Source organism: Trinickia dabaoshanensis (assembly GCF_002879885.1).
Classification (GTDB): Bacteria; Pseudomonadota; Gammaproteobacteria; order Burkholderiales; family Burkholderiaceae; genus Trinickia; species Trinickia dabaoshanensis.
Map to the genome: position 1 here is coordinate 1 of NZ_PNYA01000040.1, position 23,618 is coordinate 23,618.

Below are 23,618 nucleotides of genomic sequence, written 5' to 3' on the forward strand. Positions count from 1 at the left end.
GCGGGGCACTGGGCGGGGTCTTGTTGCTCGTGACCCCATCGTCGGTATTCGCCCGGCTCGTTCCGTGGCTCGTGCTGTTCGCCACCGCCGTGTTCGCTTGGGGCAGCTTCGTTCGCCGCGCGCAGGAAGCCAAGACGCATCTTTCGCCCGCGGTCGCGGCCTTCGTTCAATTTCTGATCGCCATTTACGGCGGCTACTTCGGCGGAGGGATCGGGTTCCTGATGATGGCGGCGCTGACGATGGCGGGACTGCCCACGCGCAACGCGGGTGCCACCAAGAACGCATTGGCCGGCGTGATGAACGCCGCGGCTGTCGCGATTTTCGTCACATCCTCGATGTTGCATTGGCGGGAAGCCATCGTCCTGGGGACAGGTGCCATCGCCGGCGGTCTCGCCGGAGTATGGGCGCTGCGCCGCGTCAACGAGCGCGTCCTGCGCATCGCGATCGTCTGCATCGGCGTTGCGTTGACGGTCGGTCTGTTCCTCAAACCGATCGGCTAAACGATCGTGCTCGAGGCGCCTCGTTCGCGAGCATGGCGGCGACGCTCGTCGGGGGCCCTACCACGATGCGTCCGATCAAGGTCTTGCCTGCCCAGCATAGCGCCCGGCCCCAACGCGGCAGACGAGTCCATGCAACCGCGTGCACGTGATTCGTCTCGGGATCGATGCTCGGGATAGTCAGTGACTCGTCACGCACGCGTGTTCTGGCGCGCGCTTGGGATTCCAGCGTCGCGGCCGACGGCCTACAATGCGCCGATGGACCGATGGATTGCCGCCCTACCGATGTACAACGTCACGCAGCAGCACGAACGCCTGTGGCGCGCGCTGCTGACCGACGCCTTGGCGGCGTTCTCGCGTGCCGGCGGCCCAAGAAACGTCTCGTTACCCAACGCGCCGTACGGTGAACTGGCACAGCTTTGGCGCCGTAGGGATGTGTTGCTGACGCAAACTTGCGGCTTCCCGTATCGCGTGCTCGGGCTGCATGAAGCGGTTCACCTGGTCGCGACCCCGGTGTTCGACGTCGAAGGCTGCGACGGGCCGCGCTACCGCAGCGTGTTGGTCGTCTCGACCGCCGCCTGGGAACGCGGCGCGAAAGCGTTGACGTCCTGCTTCGGATTACGCGCTGCCTGCAACGGCGCGGATTCGCACAGCGGCATGAATGCGCTGCGCCACGCCGTTGCCGAATACGCGCGCGACGGGCGCTTCTTCTCCTCGGTCCTGTGGACCGGTTCTCATTCGGAATCACTGAAGGCCGTAAGCGACGCGCGCGCGGACATCGCCGCCATCGACTGCATCACGCTCGCTTTGTTGCGCGACGCTCGCCCCGATTTGCTCGACGACATCCGCGTGATCGGAATGAGCGCCAGTGCGCCGGGCCTACCGTTGATCGCGTCCCGCGCACTCGGAAAAAATCATCTCGAGCCGTTGCGCGACGCCCTGAGCCACGCGGTCGAAGGCGATCCGGACCGTGCGCGCGCCTTGCGGCTGCGTGGTTTCGTTGCGCTATCCACCGAAGACTACGCGGACATCGAGCGCATGGCGAACGAAGCCATCGCGCTCGGATACCCCACCTTGCGCTAAACGATTCACCGCATTCATTGCGTCTCTTTCCAGAGCGCGCAAGGCAAGGCGACGCTCGCGGTCGTCGGCGCAATTCATTCGATTCGAATGACCTGAAGGCGATCGAGCGTCACGCAGGCTGTTACCGTGCGCTCGATCGGAACCGGCTTTGGAACGTTAAAACGTCACGCCCGCCACCAGCATCAGGTTGGCGTAGGGCGTGCATTCGCCCGTGCGCACCACGGCGCGGGCACGGTGCGAAAGGCGCTTCAGTTCTTCGTGCGTCACGACTTGGCGCGAACCGATCCGGCCGGCCCATTCGCTCGAGAGCCAAGCGTCGTTGCGTGCGAGCGTTTCGCTGGCGACGATATGAGACTCGACCTGCATCTCGCTCAGCAAAACGCGAATCGTCGTGGCGAGATCGGGCACACCCGGCGTCAGCGCAAGGTCGATGATCTCGGGCCCGGCCCCATGCGGCGCGGGCATCCCCGCGTCGGCGACGAGCACCATGTCGCCGTGGCCGAGCGTGGCGACGAGGCGCGAGAGCGCGCTATTGAGCAAATCGGTCTTTTTCATATTCGTCAGTCGGCCCAGCGGGGCACTTCGTGCAAAGCAGGAATCGAGGTCTGCGCGCCCGCACGCGTCACCGACAGCGCGGCGGCGGCCTGGCCGAACCGCACGGCCTCGTCGAGCGAGCGCTTCGCGGCAAGCGCGGCGCACAGGCCGCCCACGAACGTATCGCCCGCCGCCGTCGTATCGACCGCGGCGACCTTCGGGGCCGGGTAGTGCTTGCCGGCTTCGCCTTCAGCGAGTACCAGCACGCCGCGCTCGCCGAGCGTGACTATGACGTTGCGCGCACCCTGCTCGCGCAGCTCCGCCGCGGCAGCAAGCGCGCTCTCGGGCGAATCCACCGTCACCCCCGACAAGACGGACGCCTCGCCTTCATTCGGAATCAAATAATCGGCGCATTCGAGCCAGTCGCGCGGCAGCGGTCCGGTTGCGGGCGCCGGATTGAGCACGACGATGCGACCGTGCCGGCGCGCGGCCCGCATCGCGGCAAACACCGTCTCGCCCGGCACCTCGAGCTGACAGACGAGCACGTCGGCCTGCTCGATCGTTTTCTCGTGCGCGGCGATCGCGCTCGTCGTCAACGCGCCGTTACTGCCGGCCACGATGACGATCGCGTTCTGCCCGGCATCGTCGACGACGATCATCGCGACGCCCGTCGGCAACGCCGCATCGGTCGCGACGGCGCTGCAGTCGATACCGTCCCGGCGCAACCCGGCGACCAATTGCGCGCCGTTCTCGTCGTTGCCTACGCAGCCGATCATCGCGACGTGCGCGCCCAAGCGTGCCGCGGCCACCGCCTGATTGCCGCCCTTGCCGCCCGCGACGTTGGCGAACGTCCGGCCGGCCAGTGTCTCGCCGGCGCTCGGCAAGCGCGGCGCGCGAATCACGAGATCCATGTTGAGGCTGCCGACCACGGTGACGCGGCCCGCATCTCGCTCTCCTGCTGTTGTGCTCATCAATGTCATGGGGCAATGTGATTGGATTTATATCCCGCCGGCGCACGCAAGCGCGTACTCGACTCGCGCACGATCAAGCGCGGCTCGATCATGAGCGTGCGGGCGGGACCCGTAACCGTACCGTTGATGCGTTCGAGCAACGTATTCGCGGCCGCGTCGCCCAGACGCAAGATCGCCTGGCCCACGGTGGAGAGCGCCGGATACACGTAGCGGCTCATCTCCACGTCGTCGAATCCGACGATCGAGCAATCGGCCGGAATGCGCAACCCGCGCTCGGCGGCCGCGCGCAGCGCGCCCATCGCCATGAGGTCGTTGCTCGCGAAAATCGCCGTCGGCGCGAGCGAATCGAACAGCTCGCAGGCCGCCGCGTAACCGCCCGGGGCCGTGAAGTTACCTTCGACGATCGCACCGGGCAAAACCTGCACGCCGCGCTCGGCCATCGCGCGCCTGAACCCCGCTACCCGGATCGCGCTGACCGCCGTATCGCTGGCCCCCGCGATACAACCGATCCGCGTGTGGCCGAGATCGAGCAAATGTTGCGTAGCCATCATCGCGCCCGCCTCATGATCGATCTGCACGAGATCGGCATCGAGCCCGGCAATGGGCCGATCGACGATCACGACGGGCACGCGCACCGCTCTCAAGTCGTCGGCGACCGATTCGTCGTCGTCGACGGACGCGACGATCACGCCGTCGATACGGTTTTGGTGCAGCGCCCGCAGACATTCGCGCTGCGTGACGAGGTTATTGTCCGAATTGCACAGAAAGACGCAGTAACCGCGCCGCCGCAGCGATCCCTCGATCCCGCGCGCGAACTCGGCGAAGTACGGGTTCGTGTTGTTCGGTACGACGAGCCCGATCGTCGAGGTGGTCTTCGCCTTCAGCGAGCGTGCCGGCGCCGAGGGCACGTAGTTCATTTCGGCAATCGCCGCCAGCACGCGCTCGCGCTTTTCGTCGCTGACGGGCCGTGTGTTGTTCAGGACGTGCGACACCGTGGTGTACGACACCCCCGCTCGCTTGGCTACGTCTCGGATAGTCCACATGATGAGCTCGCGCGCGCCGTCCTGCTTAGGCCCGGCTCGCGCCGCGCCGGCTCCGGTAGGTATCGAGCACCACCGCGATCACGATCACCATGCCGGTGATGATCCGCTTGGTGGGCTCGTTCGCGCCGATCTGCGCGAGGCCCGCCGCGAGCACGGAGATGATTAGGACACCGAAGAACGTGCTGATGACCGAACCGCGCCCGCCCATGAGACTCGTCCCGCCGATCACGACCGCCGCGATCACTTGCAACTCGATACCCACACCCGCGTTCGGGTCGGCCGCCTCCAGGCGCGAGACCTGAAACAGCGAGGCGAGCCCGGCGAGCGCGCCCATCAACGCGAACACGATGACCTTGTAGGGACGCGGATCGATGCCGGCCAACCGCACCGCGGTTTCGTTCGTGCCGATACCGATGAGGCAGCGGCCGAACACGGTACGGCGCAACACCAACTGGGCAACCACCATGACGATCATCGCGATGACGAAGGCAGGCGAGATGCCGGCGGCGAACGGATTGGCCAACCAATCGAAGGTACTGCCGATATACGAGGTGCGAGAGTTCGTCAGTTGATACGCGAGCCCGCGCGCCATTTCGAGCACGCCGAGCGACACGATGAACGACGGGATGCGCCACGCAACGGTCACGAACCCGGTCAAGCTGCCGGCCAGCGCCGCCACGACGAGCCCGGCGAACGCGGCCGGCAGCGCGCTCCAATGCCATTGCAGCGCCACGACGCTCACGGCCGACGCGGCGAGCGCGAGCACGGAGCCGACCGATAGATCGATCCCGGCGATGATGAGCACGAACGTCATACCGACCGACATGACGACGAGATCCGGAATCTGATTGGCGATCGTCACGAACGTTTCGTACGTGAAGAAATGCGAACTCAGCGTGGAGAAGAGCGCGATCATCGCGGCGAGCGCGCCGACGAGGCCGAGGTAGCTCGTCAGTTCGACGCGGGCCGCGCCCTTGAGTTTGGGCGCCGCGGTCTCGAGGGGCGTGTTGGAGGAAATCGTCATGATGCTTCTCTCGTCAATAGTGCGTCACGTTTCGCGTAGCCCGAAAATGCGGCGGCCAGCAAATCGTCTTGAGTCCATTCGTCGCGTTCGAAAATACGAACCAGCTTGCCCGCCGACATGACGCCGATTCGATCGCAAATGAGCATCAGCTCGCGCAACTCGCTCGAGACGACGACGAGCGCCTTACCCTTTTTCGCTTCTTCCCCGAGCAGGCTGTAGATCTCGAACTTCGCGCCGACGTCGATGCCGCGCGTGGGTTCGTCGAACAGCAAGACGTCCGCGTCGCGTTCGAGCCAGCGCCCGATCACGACCTTCTGCTGATTGCCGCCCGAGAGTTCGCCCACGGCCTGCTGCTCATCGGCGCAGCGTATTCGCATCGCGTCGATGTGGCGTTGTGCGAGCGCTCGTTCGCGCCGCCCGTCGATCCAACCGAGGCGCGAGACGGCGCTGAAATTATTGAGGGCGATGTTCGAGGCGATCGACTGCGTGAGCATCAGCCCTTCGCTCTTGCGATCCTCGGTGATGAGGGCCATGCCCCGCTTCACCGCATCGGCCGGGGAGCCGATCGACACGCGCTTGGGCGGAATCCCGATCGACACCTCGCCGCTATCCTTGGCATCGGCGCCGAAGATCGCGCGCAACAGCTCCGTGCGCCCCGACCCGATCAAACCGCTGATGCCGAAAATCTCCCCGCTCTTGACCTCGAACGAGACATCCTGAACCAGCGTGCCGCGCGTGAGCTTCTCGACGCGCAGCATGGGCGCGCCGATCTTGCGTTCGCCGAACTCGATCGTCTCGCCGATATCGCGGCCGACCATCTGCGTGACGAGCCGGTCGGTGGTGTACTCGGCGATCGGCCCGACGCTCACGAGCTTGCCGTCGCGCAAGACGGCAACACGCTCGGAAATACGCGCGAGCTCCTCGAGCCGATGCGAGATATAGACGATCGACACGCCGTCTCGCTTGAGCCGTTCGATCTGATGAAACAGCAAATCGACCTCGCGGCCCGTCAGCATCGCCGTGGGCTCGTCGAGAATCAGCACGCGGCAATCGCCGATCAAGTTACGCGCGATCTCGACGAGTTGCTGGAAGCCGATCCCGAGTTCGCTAACGGGCGTATCGGGGTCGAGCGCTTCGAGCCCGACCCGAGCCATCGCTACACGAGCGTCTTCGCGCAGTCGCTTGCGCGAGATCCATCCGATTCCCTTGACGGCCGGAAGACGGTTCAAGAACAGGTTCTCGGCGATGGTGAGCGTGGGCAGCAGGTTGAGCTCCTGCATCACCATCCTCACCCCGAGCGCCTCGGCTTCGCTGCGGCTCGCGGGCGCATACGGCTGCCCGCGATAATGCATGACGCCTTCGGTCGGCTCGACGAGGCCGCTGATGATCTTCGACAGCGTACTCTTGCCCGCGCCGTTCTCCCCCGTGAGCGCGAGCACTTCGCCCGCGTTCAAGGTGAGATCGATGCCCGTCAGGACGGGCACCGCGTACGTCTTGCCCACCCCGCCGACCGTGAGCACGGGGCCGCCGTGCGGCACGGCGGCCGTTGAAACTGCTTTCATGCACCCTCCTTCGCAAGCGCACCAGCGCGAAGGCCGACTCCCGTGTTCCGGCCTGACGATACGTCGAACTTACTTCTTGACGATCAGTTCGACCGGCGTTTCGACGAGGCTCGACAGCTCGCTTTGCTTCTTGTGTCCCTTGATCGCCTTAAGCGCCGTATCGATGCCGAACACGGCCTGCTTCGCGGCGAACTGATCGACGGTGGCCAAGACGCGGCCGTCGGCCAGCATCGGCTTGACGGCGGCGATGTTATCGTAGCCCACCACCGCCACCTTGCCCGCGCGGCCCGCCGCACGCACCGCCGCAACCGCGCCGAGCGCCATGTTGTCGTTGCCGCACAGGAGCGCCTTCAGGTTCGGATCGGCGTTGAGCATCGAGGACGCCACCGCGTTGCCCTTATCGATTTCCCAGTCGCCCGACTGCACGGAGGCGACCTTGATGCCCGCCGCCGCCATGGCGTCCTTGAAGCCGGCCGTGCGCTGCTGCGCATTCGTCGTCGTCGACACACCCTCGATGATGCCGACCTCGTCGCCCTTGTTCAGCTTCTTCGCGAGATAGTCGCCGGCCAGGCGCGCGCCCTTACGATTGTCGGGGCCGACGAACGGCACCGTGAGGCTCTTGGACTTCAGCACGTCCGGATCGAGCCGGTTGTCGATGTTCACGACGATGATGCCGGCGTCGATCGCTTTCTTGATCACGGGTACCATCGCCTTCGAATCGGCGGGCGCGATCACGATGGCATCGACCTTCGATACGATCATTTGATCGACGATCCGGATCTGCGCGGCCGTATCGGTTTCATCCTTGATGCCGTTCGAAATCAGATCGAAATCGGCGGCGTGATGCTTTTGGTAATCCTTCGCGCCGTCTTCCATCGTCAGGAAGAACTCGTTGGCCAGCGATTTCATGACCAAGGCGACTTTCGGCTTGTGCGCGGCATCTTGCGCGTGCGCGCCAACCGGCAGCACGACGGCGGCAGCCAACCCGATGCATGCAGCCAGCACGCGGCGACGGACGGGGGTCTTCATACGGTGTCTCCTGAAATCGTTCGATTTGGTTGTTCGTTGCGGCTGCCTTGCTGTTAACCCGCAACCGGTTGCGCAACCGGTTGCGCAACAAAAATCGTCGAAATGACGAGAAAATGATGCGCGCAACCGGTTGCGGATCGAATGTTCGGGGAGACGTTTCGCAAAGTCAACCGTTCGTTGTTGTGCGGTGCGCCATCGCGCCGGTTGACGTGGGTCATCGAGCGCGCCCGATATCGGCCGATGATGGGAGGACGAGAAATCCGGCGCCTTGTGCGCCGTACAGAGGCGCGCAATGACCGAGCACCCGGATTACGAAGATCAAGCCGACGACGCGCAGGCGTCGGAGCGAGTCGACAAGCTCATCGCGAGCGCGAGCTACCGGCAAGCCGACGAGGACAGAGCGTTTCTCATGCGGCCCGAGATGTGCGGCGTGCGCCTGCAACTGGACTTTTGGAAAACCGAAGAGAGCTTGCTGCGTCACGGCATCGAGCACACCGTGGTCGTCTACGGCAGCACGCGCCTCGTCGAGCCGCGCGCCGCCCGGCAACGGCTCGAGCTTGCGCAACGCTCGCTGGCGGAGGCGCCCTCCGACGTTGGCCGCGCGCGCGCCGTCGATGCGGCGAAGCGTCTGCTCGACAAAAGCCGCTTCTATTCGATCGCCCGGCGCTTCGGCCGGCTCGTCGGCAGCCGGCGCGCCACCGCCCTGCTACCGAAGCTCGCCGTCGTGACGGGCGGCGGCCCCGGCATCATGGAGGCGGCCAACCGCGGCGCGTTCGAATCCGGCGCGCCCAGTATCGGGTTGAATATCTCCTTGCCGAACGAGCAACGGCCCAATCCCTATATCAGCCCAGACTTGTGCTTCAGGCTGCACTATTTCGCGATCCGGAAAATGCACTTGCTCGAGCGCGCCAAGGCCGCCGTGTTTTTTCCCGGCGGCTACGGCACGTGCGACGAACTGTTCGAAGTGCTGACGCTCTTGCAGACGGGCAAAATCACGCCGCTGCCCGTCGTGCTGGTGGGTGAACGCTATTGGCGCCGGGCGATCGATTTCGACTTCCTCGTCGATGAAGGAACGATCGCCAAGCATGACTTGGACTGGTTCGCGTTCGCCGAATCGGCCGATGAGATCTGGGAGTCGATTTCCCGCTGGCATTGCGCGAGGCATTGCCTGGACGAGGTGTGACCGGCGGCGCGCCGCCGCCATTCGCGCGGCGCAGGTTCTCTTAATGGCCTCAATGGCTGCGATGGTCGGTCGGCTCGTCATCCATCCCGGCGCGGGGATTCAAGAGCATCACGAATCCGGCCACGCCCGCGATCACCGCGGCCGCGCCGTAGCGCAAAAAACTCTCCTGATCGAATACCAAGCCGCGAATTGCAGCGAAGATGCCCGCGATCGCAACGAAGATCGAGACCGTAGCAAATGAAACTCGGTATCTCGCTCGCATCATCGCACTCCCTCATCCGGCAAAGCGCGCCGATTTCATCGGCGCCGTTGGCCACTGCGGGCCGCCTCGTTCGTGCCGCGCATCGGCGTTCGAACGACAGTGTCTATCGTCCCCTTCTGCAGGGCCGAGCGGTTGATATGCGTCAACCGATAGGCGCTTCGCCGTTCGTATGATGACGAACGTGCACGCCGCGCCGCCCAGCCCGAGAACAAAGACGAAGCACGATCGCGTGCCGAGGCGCGCGCAGTTCGAATGCAACCGACGAAACCGAGATCGAACCATGGAAAACGCGGACGAAAACCTGTTGCGCGACCGCCTCATCGACAAGTTGGCCGGTGCCGACTCGGCGACCCACCATCACGACCGCTACGAAGCTTTCATTCGCGACGCGCGGCGCCACCCGGCGCTGCGCACCGCGATCGTCCATCCTTGCTCGACCGAGGCGATCCGGGCCGCGGTGGAAGCGCGCGAGGCGAATTTACTCGACCCCATCTTGATCGGCCCCGAAGCGAAAATCCGCGCGGCGGCCGACGCCGCCGGGCTTAGTCTCGACGGCATCGCGATCGAGCCGGTCGAGCATAGCCATGCCGCTGCCGCTCGGGCAGTCGAATTGGGGGCCGCGGGCAAAGTCGCGGCGCTGATGAAAGGCAGCCTGCATACCGACGAGTTGCTCGCCGCCGTGGTGGCGCCTGGCTCAGGTCTGCGCACGGAACGCCGCATCAGCCACGTGTATGCGATGGACGTTCCCGCCTATCCGAAGCCGCTCGTCATTACGGATGCCGCCATCAACATCGCGCCCACGCTCGAGCAAAAGCGCGATATTTGCCAAAACGCCATCGACTTCTTGCGCGCGATGGGCGTCGATAAGCCGCGCGTCGCGGTGTTGGCCGCCGTCGAAACGGTCAATCCCAAGATGCCCTCCACGCTCGATGCGGCGGCGCTGACCGTCATGGCCACACGTGGACAAATCACGGGCGGACTCGTGGACGGCCCGCTTGCGTTCGACAACGCGGTCAATCTCGCGGCCGCGAGGACGAAGGGCATCGTCTCGCCCGTCGCGGGCCAAGCCGACATCCTGCTGATGCCCGATTTGGAAGCGGGCAACATGCTGGCCAAACAATTGATGTATTTCGCGGGCGCCGATGGAGCGGGCCTCGTGCTCGGCGCGCGCTTGCCGATCATTCTCACCAGCCGTGCCGATTCGCTGCGCGTTCGCCTGGCATCGGCCGCGCTCGCCAAGCTGCTCGCGGAACGCACGGCGAAATCGAATTTAGACGAGGCGGCCGGCGCGCCGTTGTAAGCATCGCTTCGCCTATCCCCGAGACACTGAGCGTAAGCCGTCGCTCATTGCAATTCGACCCCGTGCCAATCCGTGCCACCCGGTGCCACCCGTGCCATTAACCGCTTCGCATCGCTATCCGATTCCGAATCGCTGATCGGCTTTAGCGCGATCGCCGGCGGATTTTTGCGCGCCGTGCGTCGTCTTCCAAATCGCGAGTGCTTGACTATACTTCCTACAATACGATGAGTCCGGTCAATCCGGGCGAGTTGCCGGCGCAATCGAGTCATTGCGTTTGAACCAACCATCGGCCTGCCACCACCCGGGTCGCCGATCGCCGCGCGGCGACCGCCGCCGCGCTTCGCTCTCGAAGGACACGTCGATATGGCGCTGCTGACAATCCGATGAACGCTATCGCTGAGTTTTTCGCCACGGCGGGATTCATGCCGCATGGTTATTGTTTTCTGTGGTCGCCGGGCCTGCTTTGGACTTACGTCGGCGCGGACGCGGTCATCGCGTTGTCGTACTACTCGATTCCGATTGCACTTTGGACTTTCGCGAAACGCCGTACCGAATTGCCGTTCAGTTGGCTGTTTTTTATGTTCGCGTTATTCATCCTTGCATGCGGCACGACGCATCTAACGGCAATTTTGGATATATGGCAGCCTGCGTATTGGCTCGACGCGAGCATCAAAACCATCACCGCAGCCGCCTCGCTCGCCACCGCGATCGTCATCTGGCCACTTATTCCGAAGGCGCTCGCGCTGCCTAGCCCTGCGCAACTGAAAGCGGCTAACGACAAATTGCTTGCCGAGATTGCGGCGCGGCGCGAGACCGAGGCCCAATTGCAAACCCTGAATCGCGAATTGGAGCAGCGCGTCGCGCAGCGCACGGCCGAACTCGAGCACGCACTCCAATCGCTTCGCGACAGCGAGACGCGTTTTCGCACCACGTTCGAGCAAGCGGCCGTCGGTATCGCGCATGTCGATACAAGTGGACGCTGGATGCGCGTCAATCAAAAGCTGTGCGACATCGTCGGCTACACGCGCGAGGAATTACTGACACAGACCTTCCAAGACATCACGCACCCGGACGATCTCGACACCGACCTCGCGCAGATGCGGCAGATTCTCGATGGGCACCTCGACACTTACACCCTGGAAAAGCGCTACCTGAGCAAGGATGGGCGCGAGTTGTGGATCGCGCTGACCGTGGCATTGGTTCATGACGAGGCGGGTTTGCCCGACTATTTCATCTCCGTCGTAGCGGACATCGCCGAAAGAAAGCGCGCCGAAGAAGCACTGCGCGTCTCGCGCGAACAGCTACGGCACCTTTCCGCGCATATTTTGCAGATCCGCGAGGAGGAGAACAGGCGCATCGCCCGCGAACTGCACGACGATTTCGCGCAGACATTGAGCGCGCTAAAAATGACGATCGCCATGATGGAGAACGGATTGCCCGACGAGGAAGCGGCCCCGTCGGCCACGCGTAATCCGAACGCGGCATCTACGCTCGTCGACAAACTGATCGATTCCGTCAGGCAAATCGCGGCGGAACTGCGCCCCGCCATGCTCGACGACCTCGGGCTCATTGCCGCGATCGATTGGCTGACCAACGAATTTTCACGGCGCCACAACGTGCGCGTCGTCCGCCATATCGACGCGCAAGCGGTCACCTTCAACCGGGCGGGCCGGATCGAACTGTTCCGTATCATTCAGGAAGCGTTGGCGAACGTCGCGCGGCATTCGGGCGCGACCGAAGTCGCGCTCGATCTCGCGTGCGACGACGCGCATTGCATCGTCCGTATCGCCGATAACGGACGGGGTGCCGAGTTCGACGTGCATAGGAGCGCGCGTGCGTTCGGGCTGCTCGGCATACACGAGCGTGCGTCTCTTTTAGGCGGAGATATCCAGATCAGCACCTCGCCGGGAGCAGGCTTCGTTTTGACGGCCACCTTGCCGCTTTCCTTCATCGAGGCCGAGGAAGTCGAATAGCCTTCGCACTCGCCGACCGCGACGTTTCATTCTTGCGACGCTTTCGTGCGCGCTCGCACGTAGAAACGCGGCGCCCGCGTCCGCATGAAATCGTGCGCCAGGGCCGACGCCCATTGCTATCGAGAGAAGAACGACCGTCGCCGTTCGACGCCGCCATCGATTTGCCCGCATTGAAAACGCGCCCACGATCGCCTCATGTTTCGAGCGCGAAACGTCTAGCCGGCCGATTCGCGGGCCGGCGCCGGTTGCTCGCCCCCAACAGCGCGTCACGCTTGAAATCCGCGCCAATGGCATGGTGCCTGCTCTACTCCGGCCACTGAACCTCACGCGATCCCCCGTTTGTGAGGAGGCCGATATGAAGTACTTTTTAATCGCTCTGTTGAGCTGTCCGGTGTTGCTCGCCTACGAGCTCAGACCCGTGCAGATGCACGAGGCGTTCGTTCAGGCGCTGCAATTCGTGCTCTCGCATATTACGAGTTGATATCGAGGAGCGGGACCGCGGCTGCCTCCATGCGCCTCGCCCCAATTTCATATACGAATTGCGTTGGGGCCAATGAGCGGACAAGCCGCGCGCTTACCAAACGCCATAAAACACCCCGGCATTTTTATACTGGTGCGTGCCGCGTTGGACGTCGTCGAGCGTAACCGTCGAGCGATTTTTCAGGCCGAGCGTCCAGCCGAGCAACCGCTCGCGCATCGCCTGGCGCACGGCGTCGAATGCCGGGTCGGCGCCCAGGTCGACAAACTCGTCGGGGTCCGTTTTTAAATCGAAAAGCTGGGGCGCGTATCCGTCCCAGTGGATGTACTTCCATCGATCGGTACGCACCATCCAGCCACGGCATGCATCGGGCCGGCGCCCCAAGATCAGGCGCGCCTGCCGATAGCTGTAATCGAGTTCCGAGAAGACGGCGTCACGCCATGCCGCGCCCGTTTCCGTAGCGCGGGTCAGCGCCAACAGTGAACGTCCTTCGATGCGATGCTCGGCCATCGGCATATCGAGCGCATCGAGGATCGTCGGCACGGTATCGATCGCCTCGACGAAGCGCGGATCCGATCGGCCGCGCGTCGCATCGGCTGCGGGCGACGGATCGTGGAGGATATAGGGCACCCGCTGCACGGTGTCGTAAAACAGCTCCTTTTCTCCGAGCCAGTGATCGCCTAAGAAATCGCCGTGGTCGGCGGTGAAAACGATCAACGTATCTTTCCAGCGCCCAAGCTTGTCCAACGTTTCCCAGAGCCTGCCGAGATGATCGTCGAGTTGGCTGACGAGCCCTTGGTAGGCGGGACGCACGTTCGCGATCACGTCGTCGCGCATGAAATTGGCGCATTCTTCCTGCTGAAAATAAGCGCCCGTGACCGGATGCGGCGCGCGGCGCTCTCGTTGCGCGCGGCGCACGGGCAAGCATTGATCGAGCGTGTACTTCCGGTGGTACGGCGCCGGCGCCATATACGGCCAATGCGGCTTCACGTAAGACAAGTGCATCGCCCAAGGCGCGTCCCCTTGCTGCTCGATGAAGCGAATGGCTTGGCCGGTGCTATAGGCCGTCTCCGAATCGGCTTCGCGCACGCGCGCCGGCAAGTGCACGTTGCGCATCTTCCAGCCGCTCACGATACGCCCCTCGTGGTCCTGCGCAGAGATGACGAACTCGGTCCACGGATCGTCGCTCACGTAACCCCGCTCGCGCAGATAGTCCGCGTAACCGCCCGCCGGTTCCGCGTGATGCCCGTCGTAGCGATCGACAAGCGTGAAGTGCCCCTCGCGTAGCAACGCACTCAATGCATTGCCGCCGTCCAGCCCGAGGCGTTTCAACCCTCGGTCATCGGGCATCACGTGCGTTTTGCCGACCAGTGCGAGCTTCATATCGCGCTCGGCAAGATATTCGCCGAGCGTAAGCTCGTCGATCGACAGCGGGACGCGGTTCCACGTCGCCCCATGGCTCGCGACGTAACGGCCCGTATAGAACGACATGCGCGACGGGCCGCACACGCCCGACTGCACGAACGCGCGATCGAACTTCACGCCGCGTTGCGCCAAACGGTCGATATTCGGTGTGGCGAGATAAGGGTGGCCATAGCAAGACAGATGATCCGCTCGCAGTTGGTCGCACATGATGAAAAGCACATTGCGTATCGACGACATCGTAGGCATTCGAATCGAGAGCTTCGGAGAGAGTCAGCGCGAAACCGCGCCATCGCTTGCCGTTATGCGTGCAGCCACCGAGCGGCGCGCGAGATCGGGCATCGGCCGCAGCGCGACGAGGCCAACGAGCATCGCCGCCGTGACGAAGTACGCCGGCATCATCTTGTTGCCGGTCGCGTCGATGAGCCAGGTGACGAGAAACGGCGAAAAACCGCCGAACAGCGTGGTGGCCACGTTGTACGAGATCGACAACCCGGTTGCGCGCACTTGGGCCGGGAACAACTCGGCGAGCGCAGTCGAGGCCGGTCCCAGCGCGGCGGCCATTAATACGGCGAACACGAGTTCGACCGAGAGCAGCCGCGGCAAACTCGGCCCGGCAACGAGCCAGACGAACAAAGGGTAGATGGTCAGCACGTACAGCGTCATCGATGCCCCCATCACCGGCTTGCGCCCGATACGGTCCGATAGCAGACCGAAAAACGGCGTCAAGATCATCCGCAACGTGCCCGTCGCCACCAGCACCGTGAACGGCGCGGACACGGGCAGCCCGAGTTGCCGTACCGAGTACGCGGGCAAATAGACGTTGAGCACGTATTGCGCGACCGAACTGGCCACGACGAGCCCGAACGCAATCCACAGCGCGCCTCGGTGTTCGCGCCAGACTATCGCGAGCGTCGAGGCGCGCTTGCCGAACACGGACGCGGCACCGGGCCCACGCGCGTTCTCGCCGGCCTCAACGGCAGGCGGCTCGTGCAACCGCGTACGAATATAAAAGCCGACGGGACCGATCAAGAGGCCGAACAGAAACGGAATACGCCATCCCCACGCATCGAGGGCACCGGCGCTGAGGCCGCGCGTGACGAGCGCGCCCATCAGCGCCGCGCTCACCGCCGCGACGAACTGGCCGAAGTTCTGCCAACTTCCGTAGAAACCGCGCCGGTGCGCCGGTGCGTATTCGATCAACATCGACGTGGCGCTGCCGAACTCGCCTCCCGCCGATAGCCCCTGCAGCAGGCGCGCCAAGACGACGATGATCGGCGCGGCAATACCGATCGTCGCATAGCCGGGCGTGAAGGCCATCATCGCCGAGGACAGCGTCATAAGCGCAATCACGAGCGAGAGCGCCGCTTTGCGCCCGGCACGATCGGCATAGATGCCGAGCAAGATTCCGCCGATCGGGCGCATCAAAAACGCGCTGCCGAACGTAGCCGTGGTCATCAGCATGGAGACCGTCGGATCGGAGGACGGAAAGAACTGCCGCGCGATCACAACCGACAAAAAGCCGAAGACGATGAAGTCGTACCACTCGAAGGCGTTGCCGATCGTGCTGGCAACGATGGCGTGGCGGTTCGCGCGGGGCAGCGCGGGGGGATTCGGCATGTCTGTCTCCGGTTGGCGGCCGTTCTCGCGGTTGAGCGCGGCGGCGTCTCGTGTTTGGGTTGTCTCTTTGCGCGTGTCCCTCGCGGACCGACGAGCCGCATGGCGAGGTGGGCACGCATCGTCGATTCTCCGGATTTACATCACGACGGTCCAATGAGATATTCCCGTCGATTCATGAGATAAAGGTTATGGATTGTGATTTCCGGATCGACTGTTTCTCCGGCGGCGCCGCTCGATCGGACCGCGATCGAAAGCTACTTCTCTCGTCAACTCAAGCTGCGCCATTTGCAATTGTTGGTGGCGCTCGCCGAGCGGCAGACGGTCGGCAAAGTCGCAAGCGTGCTGAACGTGACGCAGCCCGCGGTCTCGAAGATGCTCGGCGAAATGGAGAAAGGCATCGGGGTCGCCCTATTCGAGCGCGACGGCCGCCGGATACGGCCCACGGCTCATGGAGAATGCCTCGTTCGCCATGCGCGCGAACTGCTGCTGCTCGCACAGCGCGCCAGCGAGGAGCTTCATGCAATGTCCGGCGGCACGGACGGCCGCGTCGAGGTGGGTGTGCTGTCGGTGGCCGCGCCAATCCTCATACCTGCGGCTGTGGCGCTGTTCAAGCAGCGCGCGCCCACCGCGACGGTTTGTCTGCACGAAGGTACGCTCGATCAACTCGTGCCGGCGCTGCGCGCGGGCCAGCTCGACATGATCGTGGGGCGGCGCGCGCGCGGGCTTGCCGCGCCGGAATTCATGACCGAATCGCTGTTCGACGACCCCACTGTCATCGTCGTCGCGCGCACGCACCCGCTTGCGCGCCGCAAACGCGTCAAATGGGCTGACTTGGCCGGCTTGGCGTGGATCGTACCGAGCGCCGGCGCGCCGATGCACCGGCACTTGCTCTCCGTGCTCGAAGCCCATGGGGTCGGCACGCCGATCAATACGGTCGAGTCGGTGGTGATCGACGCCAACGTGGGCATGCTGCAAGCGTGCCCGATGCTCGGCCTGCTGCCGCGTTCGCTTGCCCGGCATCACGAGGAGAGCGGCGTGCTGAAGATCCTTCCACTGAGTCTGGGCGCGGCGCTCGGACCGGTCAGCACCACCTGGTACGCCGATGCGCAAGACACGCCGGCGTGCGCGCTCTTTCGCTTGTGTTTGGCCGACGCAGCCAAACAAACACGCATTTGAGCCGGGTACGCATCGCCCTTATCATCCAAGTACGCAGCGCCGTTTCGATTCTCGATCAACGTTAGGAGTGAGCATGCCGAGCCGCACCCCGGCCGCCCTATGGGCCCAGCAATTCACGCGGTCGTCGGCATCGAAGACGAGTCTGCAAGACCAAATCCGGCAGATGCTCGTCGCCGCCATCCTCGACGGCCAACTGCCGCCCGACGTCGCCCTGCCCTCGAGCCGCGAGCTGGCCGACCAACTCGGCGTCGCGCGCAATACGGTCGTGCTCGCTTATCAAATGCTCGTCGAGGAAGGCTATCTAATCTCCCGCGAACGCAGCGGGCACTTCGTCCACCCGGAAATGCTGCGCGGCGCGGCCGCCTCGCGTTCCGCGGCGCCCGCACCGGCGCCTCGCGACGACGACATGGCGGCACGTCCCGTGTGGCGGCAACGTATCTCGAATCCGCCGTCCCAGCAGCGCAATATCGTCAAGCCCGCCAACTGGCAGCACTACGAATTCCCCTTCATCTATGGGCAATTCGATCAATCGCTCTTTCCGACCAACGACTGGCGAGAGTGCTGCATGAAAGCGCTGTCGATCATGGAGATCCGCAACTGGGCGCCCGATTTGATCGAGCGCGACGACGAATCGCTGATTCAACAGATCCGCACGCGCGTCTTGCCTCGCCGCGGCGTATTCGCGATGCCCGACGAAATCATCATCACGAACGGCTGTCAGCAGGCCCTGTACCTCATTGCCGATTTGCTCTGCGACGAAGACACGACCGTCGGTTTCGAAAACCCGGGCTACCCCGACGCGCGCAACATCTTCGAAAATCGCAATGCACGGCTGCTGCCGCTGCGCGTGGACAGCAACGGCATCGCGCCGGAGGCGCTCGGCGATTCGCTCGCTCGATGCGACTACGTCTACGTGACGCCGAGCCACCAGTGCCCCACGACCGCGACGATGCCGCTCGAGCGACGCCGCGCGCTGCTCGATTGCGCGCAAAAGCACGATTTCGTCATCGTGGAGGACGACTACGAAAGCGAGAACACTTTTTCCGGCACGCCGCATCCGGCGTTGAAGAGTCTGGACACCGCAGATCGCGTGATTTACGTGGGTAGTCTCTCGAAGACGTTCGCGCCGGGTCTGCGTCTGGGCTATGTCGTGGGCCCGCGCGAACTCATTCGCGAGTTGCGCGCATTGCGGCGGCTGATGGTGCGCCATCCCGTGGGCTACGTGCAGCGCGCATTCGCCACGTTCCTTGCGTTGGGACATCACGATGCGTTGTTGCGGCGGCTCGCGCACGCCTACCGCGATCGCTCGCAGGCTCTGATGGCGGCGCTCGACGCGTATCTGCCGCAAGCACGCTATGTACCGATCACGGGCGGTGCATCGTCGTGGGTCGAAGGCCCCGAATGGCTCGATGCCGAGCGTCTTGCCGCCGACGCGCAAGCCGTCGGCGTGCTGATCGAGCCCGGCAACGTGTTTTTCATGAACGACGACAAAGAGGCACGCCGCTATTTCCGCATGGGCTTCTCGGCTATCGCGCCGGAGAAGATCGAAGCGGGCGTGCGCGCCCTCGCGCAATGCGTGGGCGCGCAGCTAACGGGGATCTGATTCAGCGGACGTAAGCGACGGTCAAGATGCGCGCTGGTAGTAAATGTTCTGCGGATGGCGCGCATCGGCGAAGAAGAACCAGCGTTCGGCGAGCAGTCCCGCGTATTGAATGACGAATGCGCCGGCGAGCGCCGCGGCCGCCACGCCCGGCCGCACCGCCCACACGCCCGCCCCGATCAGTACGATCGGCACCGCGAAGGCACCCAGCAAAAAACCGATCTTGACGACGTGCAGCGTACCGGCGCCGCGCCCGTGGAAAAACTCGCGCGTATTGAACGCGCTCGCCGTGAAGCCGCGCGAGGTTTGCGTCACCTTGCCGTTGCGAATGCCGGTCGCGCTTTGAACGGTGGACTTCGGTTTCAACCGTGCGTTGCGCGCAAGCGAAGCGAGCCGTGTCGCACAGCCCGCGAGCGTCAGCACGCCCGCGCACGAAGCGAGGCCACCCACGAGCGTCGGCGCGAGCCATGCGGCGCAGGCCGTTGCCAGCGTGCAGCCCGATGCGCAGCCGAGCAGCACGAAATTCACGAGCGTGAGCGGGCTCGCCCACTCCTGCAGGAAACGCAGACACGCATAGATCATCCCCGTACAGACGAACAGCGCGAAGCTGGCCAAGGCGGCGAGCGCGCCGATCGTCAACTCGAGCGCAACGCTCGCACCTACCCAATGCGCCGCGCCGTACGCCGCCGCGAGCGCCAAGAACACCGGCAGCGCAATGCATTCGCGCGATAGCCACGACGTCCGCCACATCGCGATCGCCCGCCAGGCGCGTTCGGGATGCCCCAGGTGGAAGAACGACGCCAAGAGGCCGAGCATGCCGAGCACGACCGTCAAGGCGGCGCCGAAAACGTAGAACCCGGAAGGCACATCGAGCCCCAACACGCCCGATGCGACTTGCACGCCGACGAGCGCGAGCAACAGCCCCTGCGCCGCGCCGCACAGCGTCGTGAGAAAAATGACCGAGAAAGCAGGCCGCATGAGTCAACTCCATCAATACCGATAAGGGGCGTTCGCTGCGAACCAGCCGTTACCGATGCACGGCCAAGGCCGCGAGATCGACCTCGCCGCGCTCGAACCGCGCTTCGAACGACTCGTCCTTCGCGCCCGCGCTCGCACCGCTGCCGCACCCGCCGCTTTTACCGCAACCGCACGACGATTCCGTCTTTACGCGCGGCAGGTAATGGTTCGAGGGCTTCGTGTCCCACTCGGGCATCAGTTGATAACCACCGCGTTCGCGAATCGCGCGCGACACGTCCGATTCCGGGTCGTGGATATCGCCGAAGATCCGCGCCGACGTCGGACACGCGAGCACGCACGCGGGCTTGCGATCGCGTTCGGGCAGCGCCGGGTTGTCGATCCGGTCGGCGCATAGCGTGCACTTGGTCATCTCCTTGCGGCCTTCGTCGAGCTCCCGCGCGCCGTAGGGACAGGCCCACGCGCAGTACTTGCAGCCGATGCACTTGTCGTAGTCCACCAACACGATGCCGTCCGACTTGCGCTTGTAGCTCGCGCCGGTCGGACAAACGGGTACGCACGGCGGGTCCTCGCAATGCAGACACGATTTCGGGAAATGGATCGTGTCCGTCATCGGAAACACACCGGCCTCGTACGTCTGCACCCGGTTGAAGAACGTGCCCGACGGGTCGTCGTCGTAAGGCCGAGCGTCGGTCAGGCTGCCCGCCTCACCCGACGTATTCCATTCCTTGCAACTCGTCACGCACGCATGGCACCCCACGCATACGTTCAGGTCGATGACCAGCGCCATCTGCGTCATTGCTCGTCTCCTTGTTCGCGACCTACGTCGCCGTGCGCCACGCCGAACGAAGCGGCCCGGCGCAACCGCGCCGCGAATTCGCCCTTACCCGCGAAATAGGCCTGCACACGTTGCACGACGCTAGTCGACCCGGGCATCGGCCGCATCGGCGCGAATTGCGGCAGCGTCGTGGACGCCTCGGCCTCGGCGAGATAAATGCGCACACGCACGTCATACCAGCCGGCTTGACCCGTGATCGGGTCGGAGTTGGACATGCGCTCGCCGCCACGCGTATCGCTCGGCAATTCGTCGGCAATGACGTGGTTCAGCAAAAAGCCGCGCTGCGATTCCCCGGCATTGGGACTCAAATTCCACGCGCCGGCGGCCTTGCCGATCGCATTCCACGTCCAAACGGTCCCGGGCTCCACCGCTTCGCTATAGCGCGCCCGGCAACGCACCTTGCCCCAAGGCGACTCGACATAGATCCATCCTCCATCGTCTATGCCGGCGCTCGACGCCGTCGCCGGATTGACGAACAAGTGGTTCTCGCCATGAATTTGGCGCAGCCACGCGTTTTGCGAATCCCAGGAGTGATACATCGCCATCGGCCGCTGCGTAATCGCCGCCAGCGGGTAGCGATCGAGATCGGTCACGCCCTGCTCGAGCGGCGGATACCAGAACGGCAGCGGGTCGAAGTAGCGTTCGATGCGCGCGCGCAAGTGCTCCGGAGGCTGCCGCCCTTGCGTCTTGCCTTGCGCGGCGAGGCGAAACGTCTGCATCACCTCGGAATAGAGTTGGATCACGATCGGCACGCCGAACTTGCGCATCCCGTTATCGACGGCCCATTGCATATACGGCCCGTTCCAGTTGCGCATGTACTGCAGCGATTCAGGCAATCGATGGTGGTAGACGCAATTATTCTTCGCGTACTGCTCCCACTGATTCGGGTTCGGCTCGCCCACCACGGCTTTCGTCCCGTCCTTGCCGCGCCATCCGATCAGAAAGCCCGTGCCGGAATCGGGCGCCGTCTGAAAGTTGACGACGAAGTCCGGATAGTCGCGAAACTTGCGCTTGCCGTCGCCGGTCGTGAAAGCCGGCAGCTTCAAACGGCCGGCCAGCTCGATCAGCACTTCTTGGAACGGCTTGCATTCGCCCGTCGGCGGCACCACGGGAACGCGCACCGAATCCACGGGGCCGTCGAACTCGGAGATCGGCCGGTCGAGCACCGACATCACGTCGTGCCGTTCGAGGTAAGTCGTATCGGGCAGGATCAAATCGGCGAAGGCGGTCATCTCCGATTCGAATGCATCGCACACGACGAGGAACGGAATCTTGTATTCGCCGTCCTCGCGTTTGTCGACGAGCATCTTGCGCGCTTGCCCCGGATTCATCGACGAATTCCAGGCCATGTTCGCCATGAAGATCATCAGCGTGTCGATCGGATACGGATCGCCGCGCCATGCGTTCGTAATGACCGAATGCATGAGCCCATGCACGGCGAGCGGGTACTCCCATGAAAACGCTTTGTCGATGCGCGCGGGCGAGCCGTCTTCGTAGACGAAGAGATCGGACGGCGCGGCGGGCCAGCCGAGCGGCCCCGTCGCGAGTGGCGTATTGGGCTTGATGACAGCGGGATCGTTCGGCGGTTTCGCCGAAGGCGGCGCCGCGCGTGGGTACGGCGCCTTGTGGCGGAAGCCGCCCGGACGATCGATCGTGCCGAGCAGCGACATCAACACAGCCATGGCGCGAATCGTCTGGAAGCCGTTCGAGTGGGCGGCCAGTCCGCGCATCGCGTGGAACGCGATCGGCGCGCCTTCGACGGTATCGTGGGTCTTTCCCCACGAATCGGTCCATTGAATCGGCAGCACGATGCGCTGCTCGCGCGCGGCCGTGGCCATCTCGCGCGCGATCCGCTCGATCGTCTCCGCGGCGATGCCGGTGATATCGGCCGCCCACTGCGGCGTACAGTGCGCCACTTGTTCGCGCAACAACGCAAACGACGGCGCAACGGGCGTGCCGTCATCGAGCACATAGCGGCCCTCGAGCGCCGGGCTCGCATCGGCCGCGTGATTCGGCACGGCGCGGTTCGTTACCGAATCCCACCATAGATGATTCTGCGGAAAAAGCGCATTGACCTCGGGCACGCCACGATCTCGCACGAACAGCCCGAACGTGTCGCTCTCTTCGCGTAGATCGACCAGTTCACCGGCATTCGTAAAGCGCTCCACGAACGCTCGATCGTAGGTGCCCCGCTCGATCAACTCACGGATCAGCGCCATAAAAAGCGCGCCGTCGGTACCTGGACGAATCGCGATCCATTCGTCCGCGATCGCGGCGTAACCGGTGCGCACAGGATTGATCGCAACGAAGCGCCCACCGGCACGCTTGAATTTCGACAACGCGATTTTTAGCGGATTGGAGTGATGGTCTTCCGCCGTGCCGATCATGAAGAACAGTTTGGCGTTGTCGAGATCGGGACCGCCGAACTCCCAGAACGAGCCGCCGATCGTATAGATCATGCCGGCCGCCATGTTCGCCGAACAAAAACCGCCGTGCGCCGCATAGTTCGGTGTGCCGAACTGCTTGGCGAACAAGCCCGTCAGCGCCTGCATCTGATCGCGGCCCGTGAAAAGCGCGAACCGCTTCGGATCGGTTGCCCGCAGATGCGCGAGGCGCTCGCCCAGCATGTCGAACGCCGCGTCCCACGAGATCGGTTCGAACTGGGCGTCGCCGCGCTCGGTACCCGCTTTGCGCAACAGCGGCCGCGTGAGCCGCGCCGGCGAATACTGCTTCATGATCCCCGAGGAGCCTTTCGCGCAAATCACGCCCTGGTTCAACGGATGATCGGGGTTACCGTCGATATAGCGCACCTCGCCGTCGCGCACGTGCACGCGTATGCCGCAGCGGCATGCGCACATGTAGCAGGTCGTCGTCTTGACCTCGAGCTTCTCGTTTTGCGTGCGCGCATGATGGTCCATCGTGACTCCTCTTTCGGGGACACTACCGCCGCTCGCATCGAGGGCGGTAATTCGGTAGGTCTATGCTACGTGCGAGCGGTGCCGACAAAAAGTCGTATTCGATGATCGAAACTATCGGCTGGCGCGATAG

19 protein-coding genes and 2 pseudogenes are annotated in these 23,618 nt (G+C 64.1%); 8 read left to right on the top strand and 13 right to left on the bottom strand.

Annotated features, from left to right (window positions below):
- On the top strand, nucleotides 1-500 hold a 500-nt coding region (locus C0Z18_RS30000; RefSeq protein ID WP_102649088.1), incomplete at its 5' end, for a sulfite exporter TauE/SafE family protein.
- 31 nt (nucleotides 501-531) lie between these two features.
- On the opposite strand, the pseudogene C0Z18_RS33715 reads toward C0Z18_RS30000, so the two are convergent.
- A pseudogene (locus C0Z18_RS33715) lies at nucleotides 532-693 on the bottom strand (fatty acid desaturase); the annotation flags it as partial.
- Nucleotides 694-755: 62 nt separating this feature from the next.
- On the opposite strand from C0Z18_RS33715, the gene C0Z18_RS30005 reads away from it, so the two are divergent.
- Nucleotides 756-1,580 (top strand): phosphate/phosphite/phosphonate ABC transporter substrate-binding protein, encoded by an 825-nt coding sequence (locus C0Z18_RS30005; RefSeq protein ID WP_102649137.1) that lies wholly within the window; start codon nucleotides 756-758, stop codon nucleotides 1,578-1,580.
- A 156-nt stretch (nucleotides 1,581-1,736) separates the two neighbouring features.
- On the opposite strand, the gene rbsD is transcribed toward C0Z18_RS30005, so the two are convergent.
- The 6 genes from rbsD to C0Z18_RS30035 form a co-directional block, all read right to left on the bottom strand.
- Nucleotides 1,737-2,135 carry a D-ribose pyranase gene (gene rbsD, locus C0Z18_RS30010; RefSeq protein ID WP_102649089.1) on the bottom strand — a complete coding sequence of 133 codons (399 nt, stop codon included), beginning with the start codon at nucleotides 2,133-2,135 and terminating at the stop codon, nucleotides 1,737-1,739.
- Between the two features lie 5 nt (nucleotides 2,136-2,140).
- Nucleotides 2,141-3,094 carry a ribokinase gene (gene rbsK, locus C0Z18_RS30015; RefSeq protein WP_408647169.1) on the bottom strand — a complete coding sequence of 318 codons (954 nt, stop codon included), beginning with the start codon at nucleotides 3,092-3,094 and terminating at the stop codon, nucleotides 2,141-2,143.
- Nucleotides 3,091-4,131 (bottom strand): LacI family DNA-binding transcriptional regulator, encoded by a 1,041-nt coding sequence (locus C0Z18_RS30020; protein ID WP_269845342.1) that lies wholly within the window; start codon nucleotides 4,129-4,131, stop codon nucleotides 3,091-3,093. The genes rbsK and C0Z18_RS30020 overlap by 4 nt, the downstream gene beginning before the upstream one ends.
- A 22-nt stretch (nucleotides 4,132-4,153) precedes the next feature.
- On the bottom strand, nucleotides 4,154-5,152 hold the full coding sequence (locus C0Z18_RS30025; RefSeq protein ID WP_102649091.1) for an ABC transporter permease: 999 nt from the start codon (nucleotides 5,150-5,152) through the stop codon (nucleotides 4,154-4,156).
- Nucleotides 5,149-6,714 (bottom strand): sugar ABC transporter ATP-binding protein, encoded by a 1,566-nt coding sequence (locus tag C0Z18_RS30030; protein ID WP_102649092.1) that lies wholly within the window; start codon nucleotides 6,712-6,714, stop codon nucleotides 5,149-5,151. Before C0Z18_RS30030 ends, C0Z18_RS30025 begins: the two co-directional genes overlap by 4 nt.
- 69 nt (nucleotides 6,715-6,783) lie before the next feature.
- The gene (locus tag C0Z18_RS30035; protein ID WP_102649093.1) at nucleotides 6,784-7,743 is read right to left on the bottom strand and encodes a sugar ABC transporter substrate-binding protein; all 960 of its coding nucleotides are present in this window, start codon (nucleotides 7,741-7,743) and stop codon (nucleotides 6,784-6,786) included.
- Nucleotides 7,744-8,035: 292 nt separating this feature from the next.
- Here C0Z18_RS30035 and C0Z18_RS30040 point away from each other — a divergent pair, with 292 nt between their 5' ends.
- Nucleotides 8,036-8,926 (top strand): LOG family protein, encoded by an 891-nt coding sequence (locus C0Z18_RS30040; protein ID WP_102649094.1) that lies wholly within the window; start codon nucleotides 8,036-8,038, stop codon nucleotides 8,924-8,926.
- Nucleotides 8,927-8,975: 49 nt separating this feature from the next.
- Here the strand turns inward: C0Z18_RS30040 and C0Z18_RS30045 are convergent, their stop codons facing one another.
- Nucleotides 8,976-9,191: a DUF2964 family protein gene (locus C0Z18_RS30045; protein WP_102649095.1), complete on the bottom strand. Its 216-nt coding sequence runs from the start codon at nucleotides 9,189-9,191 to the stop codon at nucleotides 8,976-8,978.
- Nucleotides 9,192-9,534: 343 nt separating this feature from the next.
- On the opposite strand from C0Z18_RS30045, the pseudogene C0Z18_RS30055 reads away from it, so the two are divergent.
- From C0Z18_RS30055 to C0Z18_RS33810, 3 genes and pseudogenes are all read left to right on the top strand, one after another.
- A pseudogene (locus C0Z18_RS30055) lies at nucleotides 9,535-10,488 on the top strand (bifunctional enoyl-CoA hydratase/phosphate acetyltransferase); the annotation flags it as partial.
- A 383-nt stretch (nucleotides 10,489-10,871) separates the two neighbouring features.
- The gene (locus C0Z18_RS30060) at nucleotides 10,872-12,461 is read left to right on the top strand and encodes a PAS domain S-box protein (protein ID WP_102649098.1); all 1,590 of its coding nucleotides are present in this window, start codon (nucleotides 10,872-10,874) and stop codon (nucleotides 12,459-12,461) included.
- 355 nt (nucleotides 12,462-12,816) lie between these two features.
- Nucleotides 12,817-12,942 carry a hypothetical protein gene (locus C0Z18_RS33810; RefSeq protein WP_269845341.1) on the top strand — a complete coding sequence of 42 codons (126 nt, stop codon included), beginning with the start codon at nucleotides 12,817-12,819 and terminating at the stop codon, nucleotides 12,940-12,942.
- Nucleotides 12,943-13,035: 93 nt separating this feature from the next.
- Here the strand turns inward: C0Z18_RS33810 and C0Z18_RS30065 are convergent, their stop codons facing one another.
- Both C0Z18_RS30065 and C0Z18_RS30070 read right to left on the bottom strand, forming a co-directional pair.
- Nucleotides 13,036-14,601 carry a sulfatase-like hydrolase/transferase gene (locus tag C0Z18_RS30065; RefSeq protein ID WP_102649099.1) on the bottom strand — a complete coding sequence of 522 codons (1,566 nt, stop codon included), beginning with the start codon at nucleotides 14,599-14,601 and terminating at the stop codon, nucleotides 13,036-13,038.
- A gap of 33 nt (nucleotides 14,602-14,634) precedes the next feature.
- Nucleotides 14,635-15,981 (bottom strand): MFS transporter, encoded by a 1,347-nt coding sequence (locus C0Z18_RS30070; RefSeq protein WP_102649100.1) that lies wholly within the window; start codon nucleotides 15,979-15,981, stop codon nucleotides 14,635-14,637.
- Between the two features lie 195 nt (nucleotides 15,982-16,176).
- On the opposite strand from C0Z18_RS30070, the gene C0Z18_RS30075 reads away from it, so the two are divergent.
- Nucleotides 16,177-17,157, top strand: a complete 981-nt coding sequence (locus C0Z18_RS30075; RefSeq protein WP_233217548.1) for a LysR substrate-binding domain-containing protein — start codon at nucleotides 16,177-16,179, stop codon at nucleotides 17,155-17,157.
- 73 nt (nucleotides 17,158-17,230) lie between these two features.
- Nucleotides 17,231-18,760: a MocR-like pyridoxine biosynthesis transcription factor PdxR gene (gene pdxR, locus C0Z18_RS30080; RefSeq protein ID WP_102649102.1), complete on the top strand. Its 1,530-nt coding sequence runs from the start codon at nucleotides 17,231-17,233 to the stop codon at nucleotides 18,758-18,760.
- 21 nt (nucleotides 18,761-18,781) lie between these two features.
- Here pdxR and C0Z18_RS30085 read toward each other — a convergent pair whose 3' ends face one another.
- From C0Z18_RS30085 to C0Z18_RS30095, 3 genes are read right to left on the bottom strand one after another with little or no spacing between them, the layout of a single operon-like run.
- Nucleotides 18,782-19,735, bottom strand: coding sequence for a dimethyl sulfoxide reductase anchor subunit family protein (locus C0Z18_RS30085; RefSeq protein WP_102649103.1), 954 nt, complete (start codon nucleotides 19,733-19,735; stop codon nucleotides 18,782-18,784).
- A gap of 49 nt (nucleotides 19,736-19,784) precedes the next feature.
- Nucleotides 19,785-20,531 carry a 4Fe-4S dicluster domain-containing protein gene (locus C0Z18_RS30090; protein WP_102649104.1) on the bottom strand — a complete coding sequence of 249 codons (747 nt, stop codon included), beginning with the start codon at nucleotides 20,529-20,531 and terminating at the stop codon, nucleotides 19,785-19,787.
- Entirely contained in the window at nucleotides 20,528-23,488 is a 2,961-nt protein-coding gene (locus C0Z18_RS30095) for a molybdopterin oxidoreductase family protein (RefSeq protein WP_102649105.1), read from the bottom strand. The genes C0Z18_RS30090 and C0Z18_RS30095 overlap by 4 nt, the downstream gene beginning before the upstream one ends.
- Nucleotides 23,489-23,618 lie beyond the last annotated feature (130 nt).

Excerpts from the sequence above, each read along its gene's own strand:
- pdxR (WP_102649102.1), top strand. The coding sequence starts at position 17,231 with ATGCCGAGCCGCACCCCGGCCGCCCTATGGGCCCAGCAATTCACGCGG.
- C0Z18_RS30090 (WP_102649104.1), bottom strand. The coding sequence starts at position 20,531 with ATGACGCAGATGGCGCTGGTCATCGACCTGAACGTATGCGTGGGGTGC.
- C0Z18_RS30085 (WP_102649103.1), bottom strand. The coding sequence starts at position 19,735 with ATGCGGCCTGCTTTCTCGGTCATTTTTCTCACGACGCTGTGCGGCGCG.
- C0Z18_RS30070 (WP_102649100.1), bottom strand. The coding sequence starts at position 15,981 with ATGCCGAATCCCCCCGCGCTGCCCCGCGCGAACCGCCACGCCATCGTT.
- C0Z18_RS30060 (WP_102649098.1), top strand. The coding sequence starts at position 10,872 with ATGAACGCTATCGCTGAGTTTTTCGCCACGGCGGGATTCATGCCGCAT.
- C0Z18_RS30045 (WP_102649095.1), bottom strand. The coding sequence starts at position 9,191 with ATGATGCGAGCGAGATACCGAGTTTCATTTGCTACGGTCTCGATCTTC.
- rbsK (WP_408647169.1), bottom strand. The coding sequence starts at position 3,094 with ATGACATTGATGAGCACAACAGCAGGAGAGCGAGATGCGGGCCGCGTC.
- C0Z18_RS30030 (WP_102649092.1), bottom strand. The coding sequence starts at position 6,714 with ATGAAAGCAGTTTCAACGGCCGCCGTGCCGCACGGCGGCCCCGTGCTC.
- C0Z18_RS30025 (WP_102649091.1), bottom strand. The coding sequence starts at position 5,152 with ATGACGATTTCCTCCAACACGCCCCTCGAGACCGCGGCGCCCAAACTC.
- C0Z18_RS30065 (WP_102649099.1), bottom strand. The coding sequence starts at position 14,601 with ATGTCGTCGATACGCAATGTGCTTTTCATCATGTGCGACCAACTGCGA.
- C0Z18_RS30095 (WP_102649105.1), bottom strand. The coding sequence starts at position 23,488 with ATGGACCATCATGCGCGCACGCAAAACGAGAAGCTCGAGGTCAAGACG.
- C0Z18_RS30005 (WP_102649137.1), top strand. The coding sequence starts at position 756 with ATGGACCGATGGATTGCCGCCCTACCGATGTACAACGTCACGCAGCAG.
- rbsD (WP_102649089.1), bottom strand. The coding sequence starts at position 2,135 with ATGAAAAAGACCGATTTGCTCAATAGCGCGCTCTCGCGCCTCGTCGCC.
- C0Z18_RS30040 (WP_102649094.1), top strand. The coding sequence starts at position 8,036 with ATGACCGAGCACCCGGATTACGAAGATCAAGCCGACGACGCGCAGGCG.
- C0Z18_RS30035 (WP_102649093.1), bottom strand. The coding sequence starts at position 7,743 with ATGAAGACCCCCGTCCGTCGCCGCGTGCTGGCTGCATGCATCGGGTTG.
- C0Z18_RS33810 (WP_269845341.1), top strand. The coding sequence starts at position 12,817 with ATGAAGTACTTTTTAATCGCTCTGTTGAGCTGTCCGGTGTTGCTCGCC.